The 21,461-nt window shown below is 42.6% G+C and carries 15 protein-coding genes; 3 read left to right on the top strand and 12 right to left on the bottom strand.

The annotated features are described in order from the left end of the window. Positions 1–2: 2 nt before the first annotated feature. A complete protein-coding gene (locus WG905_RS01000; RefSeq protein ID WP_339589820.1) occupies positions 3–1,193 on the top strand; it encodes a PepSY-associated TM helix domain-containing protein in 1,191 nt (396 codons plus the stop codon). A gap of 1 nt (position 1,194) precedes the next feature. Here WG905_RS01000 and WG905_RS00995 read toward each other — a convergent pair whose 3' ends face one another. Further along, positions 1,195–1,767: a DUF1579 domain-containing protein gene (locus WG905_RS00995; protein ID WP_339589819.1), complete on the bottom strand. Its 573-nt coding sequence runs from the start codon at positions 1,765–1,767 to the stop codon at positions 1,195–1,197. A 234-nt stretch (positions 1,768–2,001) separates the two neighbouring features. Here WG905_RS00995 and WG905_RS00990 point away from each other — a divergent pair, with 234 nt between their 5' ends. Continuing rightward, complete coding sequence (locus WG905_RS00990) at positions 2,002–2,982, top strand: NAD(P)H-quinone oxidoreductase (RefSeq protein ID WP_339589818.1); 981 nt, start codon at positions 2,002–2,004, stop codon at positions 2,980–2,982. A 71-nt stretch (positions 2,983–3,053) separates the two neighbouring features. On the opposite strand, the gene WG905_RS00985 is transcribed toward WG905_RS00990, so the two are convergent. The 5 genes from WG905_RS00985 to WG905_RS00965 all read right to left on the bottom strand — a co-directional run bounded on the left by WG905_RS00985 (position 3,054) and on the right by WG905_RS00965 (position 10,666). After that, positions 3,054–3,992 (bottom strand): dihydrodipicolinate synthase family protein, encoded by a 939-nt coding sequence (locus WG905_RS00985; RefSeq protein WP_339589817.1) that lies wholly within the window; start codon positions 3,990–3,992, stop codon positions 3,054–3,056. 214 nt (positions 3,993–4,206) lie between these two features. Further along, positions 4,207–5,784 carry a sodium:solute symporter family protein gene (locus WG905_RS00980; RefSeq protein ID WP_339589816.1) on the bottom strand — a complete coding sequence of 526 codons (1,578 nt, stop codon included), beginning with the start codon at positions 5,782–5,784 and terminating at the stop codon, positions 4,207–4,209. Positions 5,785–5,873: 89 nt separating this feature from the next. Continuing rightward, positions 5,874–7,574 (bottom strand): ribulokinase, encoded by a 1,701-nt coding sequence (locus WG905_RS00975; RefSeq protein ID WP_339589815.1) that lies wholly within the window; start codon positions 7,572–7,574, stop codon positions 5,874–5,876. Continuing rightward, complete coding sequence (locus tag WG905_RS00970; RefSeq protein ID WP_339589814.1) at positions 7,571–9,202, bottom strand: fucose isomerase; 1,632 nt, start codon at positions 9,200–9,202, stop codon at positions 7,571–7,573. The genes WG905_RS00975 and WG905_RS00970 overlap by 4 nt, the downstream gene beginning before the upstream one ends. 162 nt (positions 9,203–9,364) lie before the next feature. Further along, positions 9,365–10,666, bottom strand: coding sequence for a DUF3748 domain-containing protein (locus WG905_RS00965; RefSeq protein WP_339589813.1), 1,302 nt, complete (start codon positions 10,664–10,666; stop codon positions 9,365–9,367). A 319-nt stretch (positions 10,667–10,985) separates the two neighbouring features. Here WG905_RS00965 and WG905_RS00960 point away from each other — a divergent pair, with 319 nt between their 5' ends. Next, positions 10,986–11,189: a hypothetical protein gene (locus WG905_RS00960; protein WP_339589812.1), complete on the top strand. Its 204-nt coding sequence runs from the start codon at positions 10,986–10,988 to the stop codon at positions 11,187–11,189. A 38-nt stretch (positions 11,190–11,227) separates the two neighbouring features. Here the strand turns inward: WG905_RS00960 and WG905_RS00955 are convergent, their stop codons facing one another. The 6 genes from WG905_RS00955 to WG905_RS00930 form a co-directional block, all read right to left on the bottom strand. Next, positions 11,228–11,596, bottom strand: a complete 369-nt coding sequence (locus WG905_RS00955) for a DUF2784 domain-containing protein (RefSeq protein WP_339589811.1) — start codon at positions 11,594–11,596, stop codon at positions 11,228–11,230. Positions 11,597–11,659: 63 nt separating this feature from the next. Next, a complete protein-coding gene (locus tag WG905_RS00950; protein WP_339589810.1) occupies positions 11,660–13,174 on the bottom strand; it encodes an alpha-L-fucosidase in 1,515 nt (504 codons plus the stop codon). 27 nt (positions 13,175–13,201) lie between these two features. After that, positions 13,202–14,773, bottom strand: a complete 1,572-nt coding sequence (locus tag WG905_RS00945; RefSeq protein WP_339589809.1) for a sulfatase family protein — start codon at positions 14,771–14,773, stop codon at positions 13,202–13,204. Next, entirely contained in the window at positions 14,770–16,428 is a 1,659-nt protein-coding gene (locus WG905_RS00940) for a beta-N-acetylhexosaminidase (RefSeq protein WP_339589808.1), read from the bottom strand. Before WG905_RS00940 ends, WG905_RS00945 begins: the two co-directional genes overlap by 4 nt. Positions 16,429–16,449: 21 nt before the next feature. After that, on the bottom strand, positions 16,450–18,186 hold the full coding sequence (locus WG905_RS00935; RefSeq protein WP_339589807.1) for a RagB/SusD family nutrient uptake outer membrane protein: 1,737 nt from the start codon (positions 18,184–18,186) through the stop codon (positions 16,450–16,452). A gap of 9 nt (positions 18,187–18,195) precedes the next feature. Then, positions 18,196–21,369 carry a SusC/RagA family TonB-linked outer membrane protein gene (locus WG905_RS00930; protein ID WP_339589806.1) on the bottom strand — a complete coding sequence of 1,058 codons (3,174 nt, stop codon included), beginning with the start codon at positions 21,367–21,369 and terminating at the stop codon, positions 18,196–18,198. Positions 21,370–21,461: the final 92 nt, after the last annotated feature.

The raw sequence follows: 21,461 nt of genomic DNA, 5'->3' as shown, positions 1-21,461 counted from the left end.
TCATGCTGCGGAAAACATTTCTCTGGTTGCATAAATGGCTGGGCCTGATCACAGGCCTGGTCGTTATGATTGTTAGTTTGACTGGTTGCATAAATGTTTTTGCGGATGAGCTGAAGGCCTACTTTTATCATGAACGGTATTACGCCGAACCTGTGGGAAATGGTAAGCCTTTAAACTTTAGCGAACTGCGCGATCAGGCGCAGAAAGCCGTTGGCCCAAATATTAAGCTTACCCGGGGGGAGATCTATCCCGCTAAAGGGCGTACCTGGGTATTTCGTGCTTCGCTGACTGATAAGAAAGCCATTGGGCACTGGAACCACCACAAATATTATTATAGGATCTACGTTAACCCCAGCAATGGGAAAGTGGTACATGTAGAAGATACACGAAATGAATTCTTTCAACTGATGCTGAACCTGCACATGAACCTGCTACTGGGTGATGCGGTGGGCACGATGGTCACAGGAATTTCAGCGCTATGCTTTTTTGTGTTATTGCTAAGTGGCCTCGTCCTGTGGTTTCCGCGAAAATGGAAGACAAAGGCCTTCAAAAAAGGACTTGTATTTAAGCGAGATGTAGGAATAAAACGGCTAAACTATGATTTACACAACATTTCGGGCTTTTACATCCTGATTCCCGCCATCCTCATCTGTGTAACAGGCCTGGTTTTTGCCTTTCCCTGGGCTGACCAATCTGTTCAATTCCTGGCTAATGGCGGAAAAACTATTGAAAAGCGGGTTATCCCCCTGTCCACACCAAATGACACCTTTCATCCGCAGTCGACCGACAGCGCAATAGCACATCTTTTACACTTGCATCCTCAGGCTGATGTACTTGCGGTACGCTTCAGGGAAAAGAATACCGATCCGCTGGATGTTCAGGTACGGCTTGCCAAAAATCGCACACACCTGTTCGAATGGTATTATTTTGATCGTAATAATGGTAAACTGCTGATGAAGTTTGGGGATCAGGATGTAAAGGGAGGCGAAAAATTCAGAACGATGAATTATGACCTTCATACCGGAGCTTATGCCGGGATGCCGACCAAATTCTTTGGTTTCTTTGTTTCGTTGATTTGTGCCACATTACCAGTCAGTGGCTTTTTGATCTGGTACAACAAAGGAAAGAAAAATAAGAAACAAAAAAATAAGAACTCACCTCCGGAAAAGACCTCAGAAACAAAAGTCCGCTAATTTACTGCTGTCTGCTGAACTTAATCTCCATGGTTTTCATTTCCTTGCCATCCATTGTGCAATACATTTCCATAATTTGATTATTGTCGTCTACCAGTTTAAATACTTCCCGAATTTCCATGTCCTTGCCGGTAGCGGGATCAACGCTTGTTCCTTTAAAGTTGATCGTTTTTGTAGCTTCATCCCAGGTGCCTTCCATATACATGAGGCCGGTACCCATATTGTCAATCCAGCTCGATATAAAGGTTTTCTTAGCATTGTCGTAGGCTAAAAGGCTCATCCCTTCAAAGGGCTTTCCCATCACTGTACCTTTATGAAGAGATTGCTGGTAGCGCCCGCCCAAAATCATCTTATTTTCGCAAACAGTCGTGCTTTTTTCAGGTGGAGCGCCGGGTTTCATCCACATGCTTATATCAGCATTCCAGATGCCGTCACTTTTTGCAATCATACTGTGAACATCACCTGGCGTCATGTATTTTTCCCAGGCTTTCATCATGGCCTCGTCCTGCGCTTCAACCCTGGCGGTTATGGTCAACATGAGCATGGCCATAACTAATGATATTAACGTTTTCATAAGAATATAGTTTAGTTTTTAATGGTAATGAAACCATCAAAAGCTTATTATGGTTTTCATCGCGTTAGAATTTTGTTGTAATCACCAGGTCATTACCGTTCAAATCTTCGCATCCTGGAAATGAAAGTCAAAGAAATAAAGTAAATTGTCAGGTCACCAGATTGAAGAATTAATTCCCTAACAGAGGGTTAGATCTAAATTACCTCATCAATCTCATCTAATATCCAGTATCATATGAAAGCAGTAATCATCACAAACCATGGCAAAGCCGAAGTATTGAAATTAGAGGAAAGAGAGATTCCCACAATCGATAAAAACGAAGTCCTGATAAAAGTGAAAGCAGCGGGCGTCAACCGTCCGGATGTGATGCAGCGGGAAGGGAAATACCCGGCACCTCCAGGGGCACCGAAAGATATACCAGGACTAGAGGTGGCGGGAATTATTGAAAAAGTTGGGACCGATGTGAAACAGTGGAAAGTAGGCGACCAGGTATGTGCTTTGGTTGCCGGCGGTGGATACGCAGAGTTCGTCAATGCTGATGCGGGTTCCTGTCTGCCAGTCCCCAAGGGCTTTACCTTTGTTCAGGCGGCTGGCTTGCCTGAAACCGTCTTTACCGTTTGGAGCAATGTGTTTCAAAGGGGTAAGCTGCAAGGAGGCGAATCTATTTTGATTCACGGGGGCAGCAGTGGCATTGGTATTACCGCTATTCAATTGGCTAAACACTTTGGCGCTAACGTGACAGTCACTGTGGGTTCAGATGAAAAGGGCCAATATTGTTTAGATCTGGGTGCAGACAAATTTATCAATTATAAAACTCAGGATTTTGAAAAAGAGCTGTCAGAACAGAAGGTTGATGTAGTTCTGGATATGATCGGTGGCGACTACTTTGATAAAAACCTTAATATCCTTCGTCCTGAAGGCAGGTTAGTTCATATCAATGCCATGAAAGGGAATCATGTTTCCTTGAATTTAACGAAGGTCATGCAGAAACGCATTACCATTACAGGCAGTACCTTACGAACCAGGGAACTCTCTTTCAAAACCAGCCTGGCTGCAGATATCCACAAAAAGGTGTGGCCAGTAATGGAATCTGGAAACTTCAAACCGGTAATTTTCGCCACCTTCCCACTAAAGGATGCTTATAAAGCGCATGAACTAATGGAATCAAGCCAACATATCGGAAAGATCATATTGGAAGTGGAATCTTCTAATTAGGTTTATATTTCGTTAATTGATCCTGCATCTGTTTTAGCGGTCGGAACCGCCAAAACAGATGCAGGATCGAATTATTTTAATACCAGTTTAATTTCAAGGTCATTCACCATAGCATCATAATTGTTGAACAACAAATCGATACCCTGTTTAATCTTTGCATTAAAAGTTCCGACATCATTTCTTCTTGTAAAAGTTGAAATGTTAAATCCGCTTTTTTGCAGGTAGTATTTGGCTGTTATGGGATATACATCGTGCATCACATCCATTTGGTCATTAAAAAATTGCTGCACCCTACTCACTTCAGGTGCTAATTGTTCATTGTTATAATTGTTGCATAACCATACCACCAATTCAGGGAAATAATTACCCTGGATGCAGGAAAGTCCGGCTGCCCCAGCTTTCAATGATTCAACTGCATGTGCCATGTAAGCATCATACAAGCCAAAATGAAAACCTGTGGTGGCTGCTATTTTTTCCTTGACCTGATTGATGTCCAGGCAAGTATCTTTATGATAGGTTACTCTTCCTGTCGAAACCAGTTTACCTAACTGTTTCGGCGAAATCAATCTTTTATAAGGAACCGGGCATTCATAAAAACCAAATGGGATATTTCCGGTAAGCTCCAACAGTTCGGCGACATTTGCGTCGAAAACCTCGTCTGTTTCGTGTTCTTGTGCCAGCAGGCTGGTGATTCCAATCACGGCTTCAACACCACAATCATAAATCTGCTTTGCAGTATCTGCTTGCAGGGCAATGGGGCCACCAAAAGTACCGGTGGCCACCACTGGCACCCTTCCCTGCGCAGCTTTGACCACATGTTTCACTAACATTAACCTTTCGGTTTCCGAGAGTTCAAACATTTCACTCGAAAGACAGTTTGCAAATAATCCAGCTGCACCAGCTTCTATGTACAATTCTGACAATTTGGTCAAGCCATCAAAATCTATTTCACCATTATCTTTAAATGGTGTAAGCATTACGGGTATAAACCCTTTTTCTGTTTTGTTCATTTCAATATTTACCTTTCATTGATACCTGCTTGTCAGCGATTAAAGCTGATTAATTTGGTGCCTGATTAAAATTGTTTTGCCTTGTTTCCTTAAAAAACCGGGACATAATTATATAAACCAGTGATCACTACATATACAAAAGTAGGCTGGTATTTACGGGATTATATGGCACATATTTGCTAGCTTATGTAGTATATTACCAACATTTCTAAGATCATTTCAAGGCGGTTGCCCAAGCACTTTTTCTTTTATTGAATCGTGCCAGAATTGTGCCTGTCAAGAAAATGGAGAGGGTTCCGATCACAATAACCATATTGGCATGTAGTGGATTTTTGAGGTAAGCATATTGCGCTGGAATTAAGTAAGAAAGTGACATCCAAAGGATGACCATTATTCCAATTATGGTAGCTGCAAAAGCTTCCATATTACCCGTTTTTTTACTGATGATCCCTAATAGGAAAAGACCGAGCATTCCACCAGCAAATATGCCGGATAATTGCCACCAGATATCCAGAATACTTTGTACGCCGATCATTGCAATACCGCAAATCATACCTGCAAGTCCGAAGACTACGGTTGACAGGTGCAGAAGACGCATATTTTGTGCATCATTGATGTTAGATTTAAAATAGCGTTTATAAATATCCTCGGAGAATACCGTGGCCGAAGCATTCATCCCGGAACTGATGGTGCTCATTGCAGCGGAAAGGATAGCCGAAACAATAAGACCAATTAACCCTGTAGGAATCATGGTCACCATAAAATGTGGCATCACCTTATCCCCATAATCGGCGGGCTGAAGCGCAGCAGCGAAGTTTTTAATATCCATGGACGATGCACCGGCCCCTAGCCGTTCGGCGGCTACCTGAAGTTTGATCGGTTCAATCATTTCCGGATTAACCTGATAATAAGCATAAAGGCAGCTTCCAATCACAAAAAACAATAAAGATGCAGGCACATAAATCCACACACACAACCATACTGACTTGGAGGCCTCTTTTGCCGATGAAGCTGTATGATAACGCTGCACGTAATTCTGGTCCATTCCAAAATTATTGAGGTTGATAAAAAACCCATACAACATGATTACCCAAAATGTAGACTGGGTGAAATCAGGACTAAAACTTCCCAGGCTAAACTTATTATCCTTGTTTCCGATTTCAATAATTTTAGCTATTCCCCCTGGCATATTAGTGACCACCAGGTAGATAATCAAAATGGCACCAAGTGTTTTCAACACACCTTGTATCACTTCAGTCCAAATTACCGCCTCAATACCGCCCATAACGGTGTAGATGATGATGCAAATCCCTGTAACCAGCATGATCATCTGCATGTCGTAACCGGTAAGCGCTTGTAATGTTAAGGAGATACCGAAAAAGATAGAGCCCATCCGTGCCAATTGTGTCAATAAAAAGCAAACCACGGCATAAGTGCGGGCCCATGGGCCGAAACGCTTTTCCAGATTAGTGTAGGCAGAGACTTCCCCCGTATTTCTATAGAAGGGAACAAAGTATTTTGCTGCAACCCAGGCAGCCAGTGGCATAGAGATACTGAACACAAAGGCATTCCAGTTTGAACCAAAAGCTTTACCGGGCACCCCCAGAAATGTGTTACTGCTTAAAAAAGTAGCATAAATTGACAGTCCGATTGCCCAGCCAGGTATGCTACCTGAGGCTTTGGAATATTGTTCGGGGTTTTTGTTTTTACGGGAAAAGTAAATGCCTACCATGACCATCCCCACCAAATAGGCAAGTATGATCGCTAGATCCAATATTGGAAGGTTGTTCATTATTCGTAGATGTGGTTATATATTTGGTTATTAGCAAATGTATCAACATCAGGTCATTCTGTTGTTATACATTTTATTTAAATTCTATACTATTTATCAATAATTACAAATTCACTGTTGCGACCCTGTGATATCATCTCCCCTAACTCCTCATACTTGGCATATAACTTATTGTAAACCGCTACCCTTTCCGGATTAGGATGATATACCTGATCGAAACCGCTTGTCATTATTCTTTGAGCGGTATGGATGTCAGGATGAATCCCACAAACCGTGGCTGCAAACATGGCTGCGCCTAAGGCGCAGACCTGCTCACTCGTGGCCACGGCGATCTTAACATTTAACACATCAGCCAGTGTCTGCATCACATAGGCCGATTTCTTCGCAATTCCACCAATGGCAATCACCTCATAAATGGGTATATTTTCAGCTTCAAAGCGCCTGATGATCGCTTTTGAGCCAAAGGCCGTGGCTTCTACAAACGATTTAAATAACGCAGCAGCATCTGTACCAAGGTTCAATCCAGTAATCGCAGCTTTTAGCTGAAGATTGGCATCCGGCGTGCGCCGTCCATTGATCCAGTCTAAGGCAACCAGGTCATCTTCTGTGACTGGTATCTTGCTGGCTTTCACTGCCAGCGCAGGAATTATTGCTGCTGTTATCTGGTCGATTTCAGCGGGGGATAAAAAACCCGAACTGAGCTCCCTTAAGGGAAAGGAAAGTATTTGCTGAAACCAGGAATAATAGTCGCCGAATGCAGATTGCCCTGCCTCCATCCCGATCATCCCCGGAATAATTGATCCGTTCACCTGACCGCAGATACCTTTGATTAAATTGCCTTCAAAACCTTGCTCAGGCACAACGAGCATATCACAGGTAGAGGTACCCGTGACTTTCACCAGGGTAAAAGGCTGAATTGCGGCACCGACTGCACCAAAATGTGCATCTATCGCACCAACACCAATTTGGACGTCATCAGACAAACCCAGTCGTTTTGCCCATTCGGTAGAGATCATGCCGGCAGATATATCAGCTGTATGGGTTGATGTAAACAGCCGCTTTCTAATTCCCGCTAAGCGAGGATCAAGCTCCGACCAGAAATCCTGTTCAGGCAATCCATCAAAATCCGCATGCCACATTGCTTTATGACCAGCAGCACAGCGACTACGTTTCCAAGTCAACGGACTTTTATTACCGGTTAACAACGCGGGCATCCAATCACAATGCTCCGCCCAGGAGAATGCTTTCGCTGCAACCTGCTCATCATGACGGATGATGTGTAGTATTTTTGACCAGAACCATTCCGAAGAATAAGCTCCGCCCGAATATTTAGTAAAATCAACTTTCCATTTCTTTGCGAGCGTATTTATTTCCTGAGCCGCTGCGTTTGCAGTATGGTCTTTCCACAATACAAACATGGCATTTGGATTTTCAGCAAAAGCTGGCAGTAAGGCTAGTGGAGTTCCGTGTTCATCAATAGCCACCGGTGTCGAGCCAGTCGTATCAACAGAAATCCCTTTAACATTTTCAGCGACTTCAGGCCCAACTTTAGCAAGCACTTCTTTAATGGTCAGCTCCATGGCCTCGATAAAATCAAGGGGATGCTGCCTGAACTGCGAGATTTTGGCATCGCAGTATTTGCCGCTTTTCCAATTGCTATAAAAGTGAACAGCTGTAGCCATTTCCTTCCCCGTATGAGCATCCACCAGCAATGCCCGGGCAGAGTCTGTGCCATAATCCAAGCCGATCACATATTTTGATGGGAGCTTACGCATGTTATTTACCATCATGAATTCAATCCTTCATGATCCACATCACCACAAAAATGAACCCTTATGCTCATTTCTTCCAGGGCTGCTGCCTTTATACGGCAGGCCTGCTGAGCAGTGGCCTGGTCTGTAGCATAAACTACCTGGATATGATTGGCCTGGTGACGAGCCATCATCTGATCACGAGTTACTCCGCTCAGTGTGGCATGCATAATTGGCCATTGTGGCGTGGTGTTCTTCCAGCGCCTTTCTGTTTCTTCTTTTGGGAGAAATACGCATTCACCAACGCCGAGGTCAGCATGCAATTCATTGTTCATGACATATATCCGGCTCCACACCAGGCTTCCAGGTTTGCTGACCCCTTTGAGGCTTCCACCACCAAGATGAAAAAACATCGGTGGTTGTCTTTCGCTGCTGGCGCCGCGATATCCGTCAATAAAATGTGCAGGCGGCGCTGCGCCTGAAATCAGGAAAAGCCATACAAAATCGTCAATACCATTTCCGGTAAAGTGTTCGCCCCATCGGATGTCGTGCAAGGTATTCTCGCCCGGCATACCCAGTTCTTTCCATAAATGGTAAGTTACCAAAGCATCAATTCCGGCACATTCATCGACTTCATTAAAATGCGGTAGGGCCTCATTTGCATACAACTCTTTACCAGATTCTGAGAAGACTGGCGGCCGGTCCTGATTATTTAACAACCCTTCTGCCAGATCACTCGTTGCCGTTAAATCTTTCAGTCCTTGCTGGTATTGAATACCAATGGTATCGCAGCCAAAATCATCTGCTATACGCATTGCGGCGATATACATTTTACATTGATCCAGGGTTTGTTCTCGCGTCAGTTCGGTTAAACTCTCTGTTCCCCACTTAAAGGTCATTCCTTTTTCTAATAACCAGTTGAGTACTTCCTGGGCTTCATCCTGGGTTACGGTCAACATCCTGGCATATAACGCGGATTGGCTCAGGCGTTCTTTAAATATCCCTGTTTTATGCAGCAGATTATCCGGAACTATTGCATTAAACATGCCCATACAACCTTCGTCAAACACGCCCATAATGGCTTTATTGGTGCGTAATTTCCGACCAAAAGCCCTCCCCTTTTCTTCATCCGCAGCAGGAATGTTCACCGCTTTAAAGTCCTTTACATGCTGATCATCATGTAGGATTGTGCCGGTAGACAGCCATTCTGCCACGCCATTATTAAAAAAATCATCGGTAAAATCTTTGCTCCACAGACTGCTGTAAGGTACCTGCGCTTTGGTGAGGGAACCATTCAGGTTCAGCATACCCACCAGGCCTGGCCACTGTCCGCTCCAGTTGGCAACAGTTAAGATAGGCCCTTTGTGAGTGGTGAGTCCTGCCAATACATGGTGGGAATATTGCCAGACGCTTTCAGCAACAATCAGTGGTACATCAAGCGGAATGTTTTTAAATACTTCGATACCCATCCGCTGCGAATCAATGAACCCATGTTTTTTAGCTTCATCATAGCCGTGGGCTCTTTTTATTTTCCAGCCCTGCGCTGCTAATGCGCTGGTGAGCAATTCTTCCATTTCTTGTTGGGCGGCCCAGCAATCCAAATTGGCTGACAGACGTAAATCGCCGCTGCACACCAGGTAAACTTGCTTTTCAGTAGTTGGTATCATGGTCAAAGGTTTAAATCATATTTGGTTTTCACACCTCTTTTTTACTGATCATATATTGCATACGATCAGCGAAAAAATCAGCATAACACAAACATAGCAAGCCTTTAATTGAAATCCCTACGACTTCTTACCTACTTTATATGAAATCTTACCATTATAACGCTACTTAATTTTCAACAAGAAGATTTGTAAGAACTTTCCCTTGTCTTGATTCACATAGCGATTATAGGCCAGAGTTTTACTATCGGGCGACCATATCACACATCCCATGGGTTTAGTATCATCGGAAGTCCGCTCCGTTAATTTGTTAGTTTCGCCAGTCGCTATTGCTGTGGTATAAACAGAATTGTCAGCCACATACGCCAGGTGTTGCCCATCAGGACTAATATTAACTCCCGATTGGATATCAAATTGATGGTTAGTTAGTTGCTTAACGATTCCACCATGAGGAGAAACAGAGAAAGCATTAATAAAACCTGTATCATCTTTGGAAAGAAATACAATCTTTTGACCATCCGGCGTACTTCGCAGCCAATGCCTTGGGCCTTCAATGCCGTGCTTAAGATGAGTTATCCGCCTTTGCTTGACGCCAATAGGAACACCCGGACGAGTAGTTAAGGTGCCTTCCAAGGGTTGGCCGGGAACACATTGCGTTAAATCCTCCGGAAGATCAACTATGAAAATCTCTGTTTTGGAATTCCCTTTTTTATCCCTGACATTTCCCTGAAACGCTAATGCCTTTCCCTGCCAACTGCCATCGGATTTTAGATAACCATTTGTTCCGATCCAACCTTCATCAAAAGCTTTGTCAATTTCATCAGTATCAGGCACAGGATTTTCCGTCACCTCAGAAATGATAACGGCATACATTTGGCCGCTATTGTTTTCTAAATCCCCCACTTCTTTAACTTCAACCACCCTTGGAAACATTACCCCCACCGTTCTTAAGTCCTTAACCGTTGAATCACATTGACTCAATTGTTCGATAATATAGTCGTTATAAGTAAAGCTGATCCAGTTTCCATCACCACTCCATGAATGTGCATGAGTGCCACCACGTAAAGCGCCAGGTGTAAAGGGTGCTTTAATATCTCTGGCATCCATAAATATTGGTTCTCCTGGTTGATGAATATTGACTGCTACACCCGTGCGACGGGTAAAGCTATAAGGCTTTGTTTCATTGGCATTCCTGATTCCATGAATAAAAATCACTTTATCTGCTGCAGGTGAAAGGGAAACCGCACCCACTCCCGGACCAAACTCTGTTTGGTTCTGTGTTCGGTAGAGCAGGCTGACTTCGCCCGTCTGCACGTTCAACATTTCTATTTCAGCAGTGCTGCCAATTTTAGTATCGTCATTACGCGTATCATAGACTATCCACCCTCCGTTGTGTGAAAAACATTGATTGTTGTTTAAGAAATGTCCTTTGGGGTCAAATGTTAATTGTCTTTCTGTGCTATTCATGTTTATATTCTCCTGGTGTTGCAAGCCTGAACCGCCATCCATTAAATAAATCTGAATTCAGTTGCTACAACAAATATCAATCAGATTGTTGGAAACTCTTTCAAAGCTCTTATCAAGTTCGTGTACAATCTTATCCTAAACCCCTGAAAAACCGATAATCTCTGCAACCTTTCTTTAAAAAATGTTTAAAAAGTCCGTGAATTAATGGAAACAACTCACCACATGGAGAGATCATATAGGAAGTAGAAAAATAAATGTTAGCACGTTTTAGAAATATAATTTTTATTATTGCAACCGGACATCAAATAACAAAAGCACAATGCACATAGGTGAAATGAATGTATTACAAGCGATAATAGAGCTTGAATTAAGAGTAGGAACGTTAGAAAGAGGATTAGATTTTATTTCAAAAAACAATGCCAAGCTTGTACAACCAAGTCAGGCGCAAATTGAGCGCTTCCGCGAAGAAACTATTGCACAGTTGCAAAAGGTTTATCCTTCATTGGGTATCAATTCCAAATAGAAATAATTCACCATCATGTGTCATCAGCTCATGATGGTTTAATTTGCCCTTTTCTTTATAAAATTCACATACACTGAAATACCGGCAGCTAAAAAGAAGCACACAACAGTTAATATATCAATTAATTGCGTGTTTATAGATTGGCCGCTCACCTGATCAGCAAAGTATTTAATGAATGAGTTCGGTAAATTAACTTCTCCCAATTTTTCTTTGATCTGCCATTGCCAATCTGTAATCGGGCAATAACCCCAGCCATACCAGATCCCAAGAACGAACCAGGAACCCGCTGTTAAAAGAATACAATAGAAATGGAATCTCCTTGTCTTCCCCCATATCCAGCCGGTCAGGTTAAATCCAATGATCACCAGGTGAAGTAAGGTGAAAAATACATCCAGAATTTGAAGCATATTACAAAGCAAGTTGATACATTGTAATATACAAAAAGTTCCCATCTGCTGAGCAGATGAACATTACTCCCGACTTTTAACGCGCTTAAACAGTCCAAACTCTGAAAGTGTCGGGTTTAGACGCGATGCAGATATTTTAACCCTAACCTTAGCTGAAGTTATTGGCTCAAACCTAAGCAGGCGCTTATAACCAACCGTTGTTCCATGGGTAAACTCATGCCATGCCCCTTTTGACCAGTATTCGATGGTAAACCTTTCTATTCTTTGGCCAACCATGATATTCTCCTGCAACATCACTACATCAAAGGTTATTGGAACAGGCATTGCAAATTCTATGATGGCTGTGGTGTCTGTTCCTTTTGTAGTCCAATAACTTTCATAATTTCCGTCCAGAAGCGCTTTTCCATTCACGCCATTTGAAGATTTAACTTTGGCCTTTGAGGCCAGGTTTTTTTTGAAAGTCTCGTTTCGGATCCTGGACCATTCCTTTAAACTGGCCTCATCACTTTTATTAATCAATCCGTTTGTATCGGGAGGAATATTTAACAACAGCACACTGTTTTTACCAACCGAACTGTAATAGATATCCAGTAGTTTTTCAGGGGTTTTCACTTTATCATCTTCCGCTGGATGGTAAAACCACCCCGGTCTGATGGAAACATCCGTTTCTGCCGGATACCATACTAAGCCTTTTGCCTTTTTTATTTTATCTCTTCCGCCTATATCTGCGCCTTTTAAAAAGCCGGTTGGTTTACTGTTCTGCTCTTGTTGCGACTCCGCAGATATTTTTTCTTGAGATAAGTTATTTGCCGGTAATACACTCCATTCCGTATCCCTACCATAACCGGTTTCAGTTCCCACCCAGCGTACATCGGGCCCCATAATTGCAATGGTTGCTTTTGGCTGCAACTTACGGATGTGAGCATACCAACGATCAAAATCGTACTCTTGCTTTTTACCATTGGGCCCTTCCCCATTTGCGCCATCAAACCAAACCTCATCTACCTGTCCGTAAAGGGTAAGGAGTTCAGTTAGCTGATCTATAAACAAATCATTATAACTATCAGTGCCATAAACAGCTGAATTCATATCCCATGGAGAAAGGTAAATTCCAAACCCGATCCCATACTTTTTGCAAGCAGCCACAACCTCTTTCACAACGTCACCTTTACCCATTCTCCAGGGGCTATTTTTTACAGAATGTGCTGTTGTGTTTGTTGGCCATAAACAAAAACCGTCGTGATGTTTAGCCGTTAAAATGACCTGCTTGAAGCCTGCATCTTTTGCCACCTTTACCCATTGCGTCGCATCAAACTTTGCGGGATTAAAAATCTTAGGATCTTCCTTTCCAGTTCCCCATTCTTTATTTGTAAATGTATTTATACCAAAATGAAAAAATGCCGTAAGTTCCAGCTTTTGCCAGTTCAATTGACGCGGAGAGGGCGTAATCTTTGCAGCCTTAGCGATAATTTCTGCCTCATTATCATCAGTATTGATGATAGCATAATTGTTTTGTGCTTGCACTGCCTGAGTTAAAATCAAAAGTGATGCTACGATGTGGTAAGTTTTTATTTTCATACTAATTCTTATCAGTTTGTGTGCTTATCAGTTTGCGTTTTTAACAGTTTGCGTTGCTTTTAAAATCTTCAAGGCATCCTGATCTTCAAACTTCTCTACTTGTCTGTTCAGTTCTCTGTATAAATTGGCAGTAATCGCTTTATAGCCTTTTCTACCATATTTATTGTCCATTTCATGCGGATCGGTCTCCAGATCATACAGCTCCCAGCCCGCTACCCGTTTATAAAATCTGATCAACTTGTATCTTTTCGTACGGATCCCGAAGTGCGGCGAAACCGCATGTTCACCATTTTCATAATAATGATAATACAATACTTCTCTACCCTTATCTGTTTTATTTTCAATGGCTGGTAACATAGACTTGCCCTGGATATCTTCAGAAATAGGAAGTCCGGCAGCATCAAGTAGCGTTGGCGCAATGTCCAGATTCATCACAAAACGATCTGAAACAGCACCAGGCTTAATCAAGGCTGGATATCGCATAACCATAGGGGTACGAAACGACTCTTCATAGATCCATCGCTTATCAAACCAACCATGTTCGCCCATAAAAAAACCCTGATCAGACAGATAGATTACTATTGTATTCTGGCTTAGACCATTTTTATCCAGATAGTCCAGTGTGCGTCCAATATTTCTATCAAGAGAAGCCGCCGTACTTAAATAATCACGCATATAACGCTGAAATTTCCATTCTGTAAGTGCTTTACCTTGTAACTTTAAGGCTTCTAACTGTGCCTCAATAGGCTTGTAATAGGCATCAATCTTAGCCCGTTGCGCCGGGTTCATCCTATTAAAGCTGGCATCCAGGCTTTTATTTTCGTCGGAGCCGAACATCTTTAAGTCGTAACCCATGACCATCGTTTTTTCGATAGACATATCTTGCAATCCAGCAGCACGTCTATTCTGATAGGTATCGTAAAAATTAGCTGGAAGCGGAAAGTTAACCTGATCAAACCTGCCTAAATCACTTGTATCCGGCAACCAAACCCGATGGGTAGCCTTGTGTCCAATGACTACACAAAATGGCTTTGATTGATCTCTTTTATCTAACCAGTTCTCCGCTTCATCCGTAATGATATTCGTCACGTAGCCTTCAATTCTCTTTTTGCTCCCGTCCATCAAATCAAAGTCCGGATTAAAGTATTGTCCCTGGTCGGGCAAGATTTGCCAGAAATTAAAGCCTTGAGGCCTGCTTTCTAAATGCCATTTGCCAATCCACGCGGTTTCATACCCACCACGTTGCAATTGCTTGACGAAGGAGTCCTGATCCCCATTAAAAACGGAGCTCTCATTATCTTTGAAACCATTTTTATGACTGTATTTACCCGTAAGCATCACCGCCCTGCTTGGGCCGCAAATGGAATTCGTCACATAGGCCTTGTCAAACCGAATACCTTCTTTGGCTATTCGATCAATATTGGGCGTCTGCATCAGTTTACTCCCATAAGCACTTATGGTCTGATAAGCATGATCGTCCGAAATGATAATCACAATATTCGGCCGTTTTGCAGCAACTTCTGTTTTCGATGTTTGTGCAAACAGAAAAGCACGGCAAGTGACTAAAGTAATTAATAGGAGTGTTTTAATTATTTTCATCTGACTTCCATGTTGTTATATAAGAATGGTACTGAATTAAACACACTCCTTCCTGACTCACCTAATCTTCTGGAATGGAAATACAACTTCTTGTTAAATTTCATCCAATCTTTTGCAGCTTTAGGCGACCACAATACTTCAGACAAGGCCAGCAGTCTAGGCAGGGCCATTTTCTCAAGCTCCGTAGGCGAACCGATAAACTCTGTCCATAGGCATGCCTGTGCCCCCAGTATAAAAGCAGACTCAGCTGGATTTAATTCAAGCGGGATAGGATCATAATCATAGACCTCTTTTAAGGTATTGATAGAGTATTTAGCCGCAAGCGGTTGCTGAATGACTAAAGTATCCGCCTGGTAGCGATTTAAATAAAGTGGTTCAACGGGGGCCATAACCACTGGATGTTTTAACTTGGCCGCCTGAATACCACCTTTTTCACCTCTCCAGCTCATCACTGTAGCCTCGGGGGCAAGTCCGCCTTCCAGGATTTCATCCCAGCCAATAAGTCTTTTATTATTTTGGTGTAAAAACACACCCATGCGTTTAATGAAATAACTTTGTAGTTCGTACTCGTCCTTCAACCCTTCTTCTTTAATTCTCTTCTGGCAGGCACTACACATTTTCCAACTCGTTTTATTTACCTCATCCCCACCAACATGGATGTACTCAGAAGGAAAGATGGTCATCACTTCCTTCAACACGTTTTCCAAAAATTCAAAACTTTCATCTTTGCCTGCACAATAATTTGCCAGTGCATTTGGTTCGCCACCAGAAGAACTTCGCACTTGTTGCGGCAATCCAGTACAAGATAGTTCGGGGTAAGCGGCGAGGGCTGCATCGGAATGCCCTGGCATTTCAATTTCCGGTACCACCATGATATTTCTATCAGCTGCATACTTTACCACGTCCCTTGCTTGTTGCTGGGTGTAAAAGCCACCATAATTGAAAGTATCGGTTGGCAACTCCTGGTTTTTTTTGTAAAATACGCTCCCCGGAATTTCCTTACGCCACGCTCCTACAGTGGTCAACTTAGGGTATTTCTTTATTTCCAGGCGCCAGCCTTCAGAATCGGTCAGGTGCCAGTGAAAAACATTCATTTTATACATCGCCAGTAAGTCTATATAACTTTTTACCGCTTCAGCAGAAAAGAAATGCCTGCTTACATCCAGCATCATTCCACGCCATTTAAAGCGTGGATAATCGACAACTTTTAACAAAGGCAATTGCAATTCAGCATTGGTACGATACACGGGAAGCAACTGAAGCAGGCTTTGGAGGCCGTAAAAGATCCCCTTATCCGTATTTGCTGAAATGGTGATTCCATTTAAATTGATTCTCAAATGATAACCTTCGTCACCAATCAATTTGTCTGGTTCAATGAGCAAGCGGATTTGGCTTTGTCCTTTATTCTTACTTTTTTCTGTTCTAAAACCTGAAACTGAAGCTAACACATCAGTAAGATAGGTGGCATGCTTGGCAAGCAAAGGATTCTTGGCATCAAAATATAATTTTGCACCATCGCTCAGGATAAACTTACCCTCATAAACCTCCATATTAACCGGTTCGGGTATGATACTTATTTTAGTGGCAAAACTGCTGTTTATCCCAGAAAATAAGCAGATAAACAGCAGCATTTTTATTGTGTTTTTGATATTCATAGATAGTGTTTATAGTATTGACTAGTATCCAAAGTTTTGTTGGCCATCAGGGATGCCATCATTGGCATTGAGTTCAGCCTGTGGAATTGGTAACAGCAAATTCTTTTTGAGCAGATCTGGCGTGGCTGGTAACAGCCTGTCTCTGAAAGGAGTGGTATTGTTATTCGAAGTAGCAGCAGCCACCATAGCCTTGGTCAGGTGATGGTTGTTGTGTCTGTCTATGACCAGTTTAAAGAAATCAACACCACGCCTGCGCACATCAACGAACATTTCATATTCACCTGCGAGTTCAAACAACCTTTCATTAAAAATAAAAAGACGCAGCGCACTTTGAGACATGGGCACCACTAGATTTTTCGGAAATAGAGAAGCTGTATTAGCTGAGTTGCGTGCCCTGGTTAGCACCTGGTTAATATATTCCATTGCTTTTCCGCTGTTGCCCAGTTCATTTTCTACATCGGCCATCAGGAGTAAGAAGTCGGCATACCTGTAAACCATCACGTTTTTATTACTGTTTTGTGCAGTAGAAGCAACATCCATTTGCTTCACATAATAAGGCCAGCCTTGATGATCGCCAGTTCTGTTGACAAAAGCATTTTTGAATGCAACAGATACCTCTTCCAGTTTAGGGTTTGTAGGATCCGCTAGATTCAAATATTTAATGGAATCTATCGCCACTGCATTAACGCCGCCAGCACCGGCAACATAAGGATAAGCATACATTCGGAAGTTATTGGTCTTAATTTGTGAATAACTGGTGGCAAAAGTGATTTTCAACCTTGGGTCGTCCGGATAGGTACCCTTAAACTGATCGTAAAAGGCTTTGGAAACTTTAACTCTTCCCCAGCTGATTCCAGTAGTGGCATTTGAAGGTGCAAATATCCAATTCCCCCTGTTTCCTACATAGGCAGATGTAGTGGAAAAATTCAGTTGAAAAATTGATTCTGTCGAATTGTTGACATTCCTGGCAAATAAAGCCGCAAATTTTGGTGCTAAGCTGTAATTGCCCAATTCAATCACCCTGTCGCCCATTTGCTTAGCCTTTGCCCAGTACACTGAAGAACTGCTGTTCTCCTGACTACCTAACATCCAGTACAGTTTCGCCAAATAAGCATAAGCAGCATACTTGCTAGCCTTACCTGCTGCTGTCGTGCCCAGTTGTTCTTTCGTAGAAAGATCCTCCGCAGCTTCCAGCCAGTCTTTTTCAACCTGATCATAGACTTCCTGCCTGTCAGCGCGCTCCTTGGTGATGCTTAAAGATGAGGTAGGTTCGGTTCTTAGTGGAACACCCCCAAAAACATTTGCCAGATTGAAATAACATAATCCTCTTAAAAATTTAGCTTCAGCAATAGCTTGTTTTTTGTAAGCATCACTCAGCGTACTTTCCTGAACACTTTTGATGAAATAGTTACATTCGCCGATCACTTTGTACCAGCCTCCCCATATCATATTCACCAGTCCATTGGTGGTAGGAACGGCCAAAGAAGCATAAGTATCCTGGTCTGAACCATTGGTTTGTGCCCAGCCTAATCCCGATGCCCCGACCATAACTTCGGGTATTCCCTGTCCATAAGCATTATAGCCCGTCATATAGCCATAACACCCGGCCAGTGCCAGATTTGCTGTAGTTTCAGTCTCAAAAGCCGTTTTACTGTTTACCGAATATTTTGGATCCTCGTTTAGTGCTTTTTTACAGGACGCCATCGTTAACGCTATGGCTATCAAGCCTATATATGAAATGTAATTTTTATTTTTCATGGCAATTTTTTAAAAGGTAATGTTAAGTCCCAGTATGAACTGACGAGGATTAGAATAAGAATTCAGGTCAATCCCTGGTCTGAGACCATCAAATGAAAAAGTTCTCATTTCAGGATCATATCCAGAATAATTGGTGATTACAAAGGCATTCTTTACCGAGGCAAATAAATTCAGGTTACCAATACTATTTTGAAAGGTTGTTTTAGGAAAGGTATAGCCCAGGGTAATGTCACTGCTCCTCAGAAAACTCGCGTCCTCTACATAGCGATCGTAAACCACATTTTGCAATACACTGGTTATTGATGGAAAAAGGTTCGAAGGAGCATCTGTACGCCAGGCACCATGATATGCCTCACTGATCATATTAGAAGTTTGCTGTGAAGGCATTTGTTCATAGCGAACATTGCCATTGATCACCTCTCCGCCATGGACACCATAAAACGCTGCTGAAAACTTAAATTGTCTATAGGCTAATTCAGTTTGAAAACCATAGTTAAAATCAGGATTCGGATTACCAATAATCGTTTTGTCATTTACATTGATTACGCCGTCGCCGTTGACATCAACAACTTTGATGTTACCGGGTGTCTGCGTAAAAATGGTTGATGCGGGCCGCGTATCACCAGTTTGAATAATCCCATCTGTTTTGTAGCCCCAGAACAAGCCCGGTGCTTTGCCAACAATGAAAATATTAGCCGGCCCGAAATGATCGCCGATGGAATTCCCCAAATAAGCCTTGTATATTTCGCTTCCAAACTGCGTTTCCGGTAAGCCAAGGTCCGTGATTTCGGATCTGTTTACACCAATATTTCCTGATATGCTCCAGCTAAACCGTTCTTTGCTGATCAGTTCTGATGCCAAGGATAGCTCCAGACCTTTGTTACTTAATGCCCCCTGGTTCATGGTCATCGTATTGAATGATGTAGAGGCCGGCAGGCTCTTTTCAATCAGCAAATCATTTGTCTCTTTGTAATAAGCATCAATAGTTCCACTCAGTTTTCCTTTCCAAAAGCTAAAATCCAAACCTGTATTGTAAGCTGAAGTTGTTTCCCATTTCAGGTCGCTATTTTGTAAATTACTCACGCCAACAGCCATAGCTTTAACACCATCTGCTGTAGCGTAATCTACAATTTGTCCGTAGTCATAAAAGCTATTGTATGGCGAAATAGACTGGCTACCAGTTTTCCCATAACCCGCGCGTAACTTCAACTGATCCACCCAATTTAAATTTTTGATCCATTCTTCCTGATCGGCACGCCATGCCAATGCAAATGATGGGAAAAGTGCCCAGCGATTGCCCGACTTAAACTTGCTACTGCCATCAGCTCTTGCCGTTACGGTAGCCAGGTACTTCCCGTTTAAAAAAGACAGGTTTAAACGACCGAGGTATGACAACAACTGATAATCTTTTTGTATAGGCTGCAGGTTATTAATTACCGAGGCCATATGCATGCCGTTCGTCCTTAAATTTTTGAACTGAAAGTTGGTGCCGGTTGTTGCCTTGCTTAACCAATTATAATCGTCATAAGTTACGCCTGCTGTAGCACTGATGTCTACAATTTTGCTGATCGAGCCTTTGTAATTGATCAGGTTCTCTATGGTATAATTGTTGCTATTTAAATTACTCAGGCCAAGCAAGCCATTATTATTTAAGCCTTGAAACAATTCCACACCATACCACCTGGAGCGATCCTGCAGCATCAGATTTCCGCCACTACGTACATTATAAGAGAAGTTTTTAGACATTTTCCAGGTTAAATCTGCCGATGCACGTACAGATTTTTCGTCGGTAATATCATCGTAGTCGTTTAGCCAGGAAAGTGTGTTGGTTTTCGCTTCTTCGTTGCTGAGTAAAAGCGGATCATCTGAAGGGATCTCGAAAGGTGCCGAATCGATGGCAGTACGGGTGATTGAACCTGTTACCCCTCCCCTGGTGTTCCCCCCTGACATCATGTTGTTCTTTTTCAGCGTCCCACTCATGGAAGCATTAAATGTTAAGCTTTTTGAGAGATCACCACTTAAATTCAAACGCAGGCCGCTTTGTTTTAAGCCAGTTTGCTTCACCAGACCGCTGATGTCTTTATAATCAGCAGATAAGTAATATTTAATGCGGCTTTCCCCACCACTGATAGAAACATCGTAATTCTGCGAAAAAGCGCTTCTGTAAATCTCCTTTTGCCAGTTACGTTCACTGATCAGCCTGAAAGATTCCGGATCTGCAGCATCATATACCTCTCCAGAAAAAACATAGCGGGTCTCATTACCAACCTGAAAAAACTGTGCCGCTGCTGCCCCTACCCGTTCATTGCGGTAGGCCGCATAATCCTGAAGACTAAGCATATCTCTTAAGTTAGTGGCCTGGGCGGTGGTAAAGTTAGCACGGGCATTGATCACCGCTTTTCCTTGTTTACCTTTTTTTGTGGTCACAATAATAACCCCGTTTGCACCTCTTGAACCATAGATGGCAGTAGCTGAGGCATCCTTCAGAATCTGGATATCTTCAATATCAGAAGGGCTTAAGTTGGTTAATGGATTCTGCGCAATCTGGAAATCAGATCCCCCCAGGGCACTTGCCGGAAAGGCTCCGGTAGAGGCTTGCGGAATATTATCTATAATATATAACGGTTGATTATCACCACGTAAAGAATTTGCTCCCCTAATGGTTACAGAAGAGGCCGCCCCCGGAGTGGCTACAGACCCACCTATTGCAACACCTGCGACTTTGCCCTGCAATAAGTTCTCAACAGAAAGTGATTTCGAGGCCTCATTTGCGTCTGGTTTTATGGAAGTAATTGCACCTGTTACATCACTTCTTTTTACTGCCCCATAGCCAATAACGACCACATCATTTAAAAGTTGAGCATCTTCGTTCAACGTTATGTTGATTATACTCTTGCTACCTATCGTGATTCGTTGGGTCAAAAATCCAGTATAGGATATTTTTAAGATCTCGTTGCCCGTTGCCGACTGGATACTGAAGTTTCCTTTTTCATCAGTTGTTGTGTAACGTTTTGTTCCCTCTATCTGTAGGGTGGCTCCGGCAATGCCCTGTTTGGATACATCTGTTACCTTCCCTGTAATGTTACGGTTTTGTGCAAACACCGCAACCTGCCAAAAGAAAGAAACAAAAAATGCACCCATAAAAAATAGCCGGGATAAATTTGTTGTAAAATTACCTTGCATAATGATTTGATTTGGTTAGCTTTTTCTTGTTAGTTGATTAAGAATAATGTCATTTGAGACCTTTATTCTTAGGTCAAATCTAGTTGCAGAAG

The sequence above is a fragment of the Pedobacter immunditicola genome (assembly GCF_037482985.1).
GTDB classification, from domain to species: Bacteria; Bacteroidota; Bacteroidia; order Sphingobacteriales; family Sphingobacteriaceae; genus Pedobacter; species Pedobacter immunditicola.
The sequence above is the reverse complement of the archived record's forward strand: the minus strand, read 5'-3'. Positions and strand labels throughout refer to the sequence as shown.

Excerpts from the sequence above, each read along its gene's own strand:
- WG905_RS01000 (WP_339589820.1), top strand. The coding sequence starts at position 3 with ATGCTGCGGAAAACATTTCTCTGGTTGCATAAATGGCTGGGCCTGATC.
- WG905_RS00995 (WP_339589819.1), bottom strand. The coding sequence starts at position 1,767 with ATGAAAACGTTAATATCATTAGTTATGGCCATGCTCATGTTGACCATA.
- WG905_RS00990 (WP_339589818.1), top strand. The coding sequence starts at position 2,002 with ATGAAAGCAGTAATCATCACAAACCATGGCAAAGCCGAAGTATTGAAA.
- WG905_RS00985 (WP_339589817.1), bottom strand. The coding sequence starts at position 3,992 with ATGAACAAAACAGAAAAAGGGTTTATACCCGTAATGCTTACACCATTT.
- WG905_RS00980 (WP_339589816.1), bottom strand. The coding sequence starts at position 5,784 with ATGAACAACCTTCCAATATTGGATCTAGCGATCATACTTGCCTATTTG.
- WG905_RS00975 (WP_339589815.1), bottom strand. The coding sequence starts at position 7,574 with ATGATGGTAAATAACATGCGTAAGCTCCCATCAAAATATGTGATCGGC.
- WG905_RS00970 (WP_339589814.1), bottom strand. The coding sequence starts at position 9,202 with ATGATACCAACTACTGAAAAGCAAGTTTACCTGGTGTGCAGCGGCGAT.
- WG905_RS00965 (WP_339589813.1), bottom strand. The coding sequence starts at position 10,666 with ATGAATAGCACAGAAAGACAATTAACATTTGACCCCAAAGGACATTTC.
- WG905_RS00960 (WP_339589812.1), top strand. The coding sequence starts at position 10,986 with ATGCACATAGGTGAAATGAATGTATTACAAGCGATAATAGAGCTTGAA.
- WG905_RS00955 (WP_339589811.1), bottom strand. The coding sequence starts at position 11,596 with ATGCTTCAAATTCTGGATGTATTTTTCACCTTACTTCACCTGGTGATC.
- WG905_RS00950 (WP_339589810.1), bottom strand. The coding sequence starts at position 13,174 with ATGAAAATAAAAACTTACCACATCGTAGCATCACTTTTGATTTTAACT.
- WG905_RS00945 (WP_339589809.1), bottom strand. The coding sequence starts at position 14,773 with ATGAAAATAATTAAAACACTCCTATTAATTACTTTAGTCACTTGCCGT.
- WG905_RS00940 (WP_339589808.1), bottom strand. The coding sequence starts at position 16,428 with ATGAATATCAAAAACACAATAAAAATGCTGCTGTTTATCTGCTTATTT.
- WG905_RS00935 (WP_339589807.1), bottom strand. The coding sequence starts at position 18,186 with ATGAAAAATAAAAATTACATTTCATATATAGGCTTGATAGCCATAGCG.
- WG905_RS00930 (WP_339589806.1), bottom strand. The coding sequence starts at position 21,369 with ATGCAAGGTAATTTTACAACAAATTTATCCCGGCTATTTTTTATGGGT.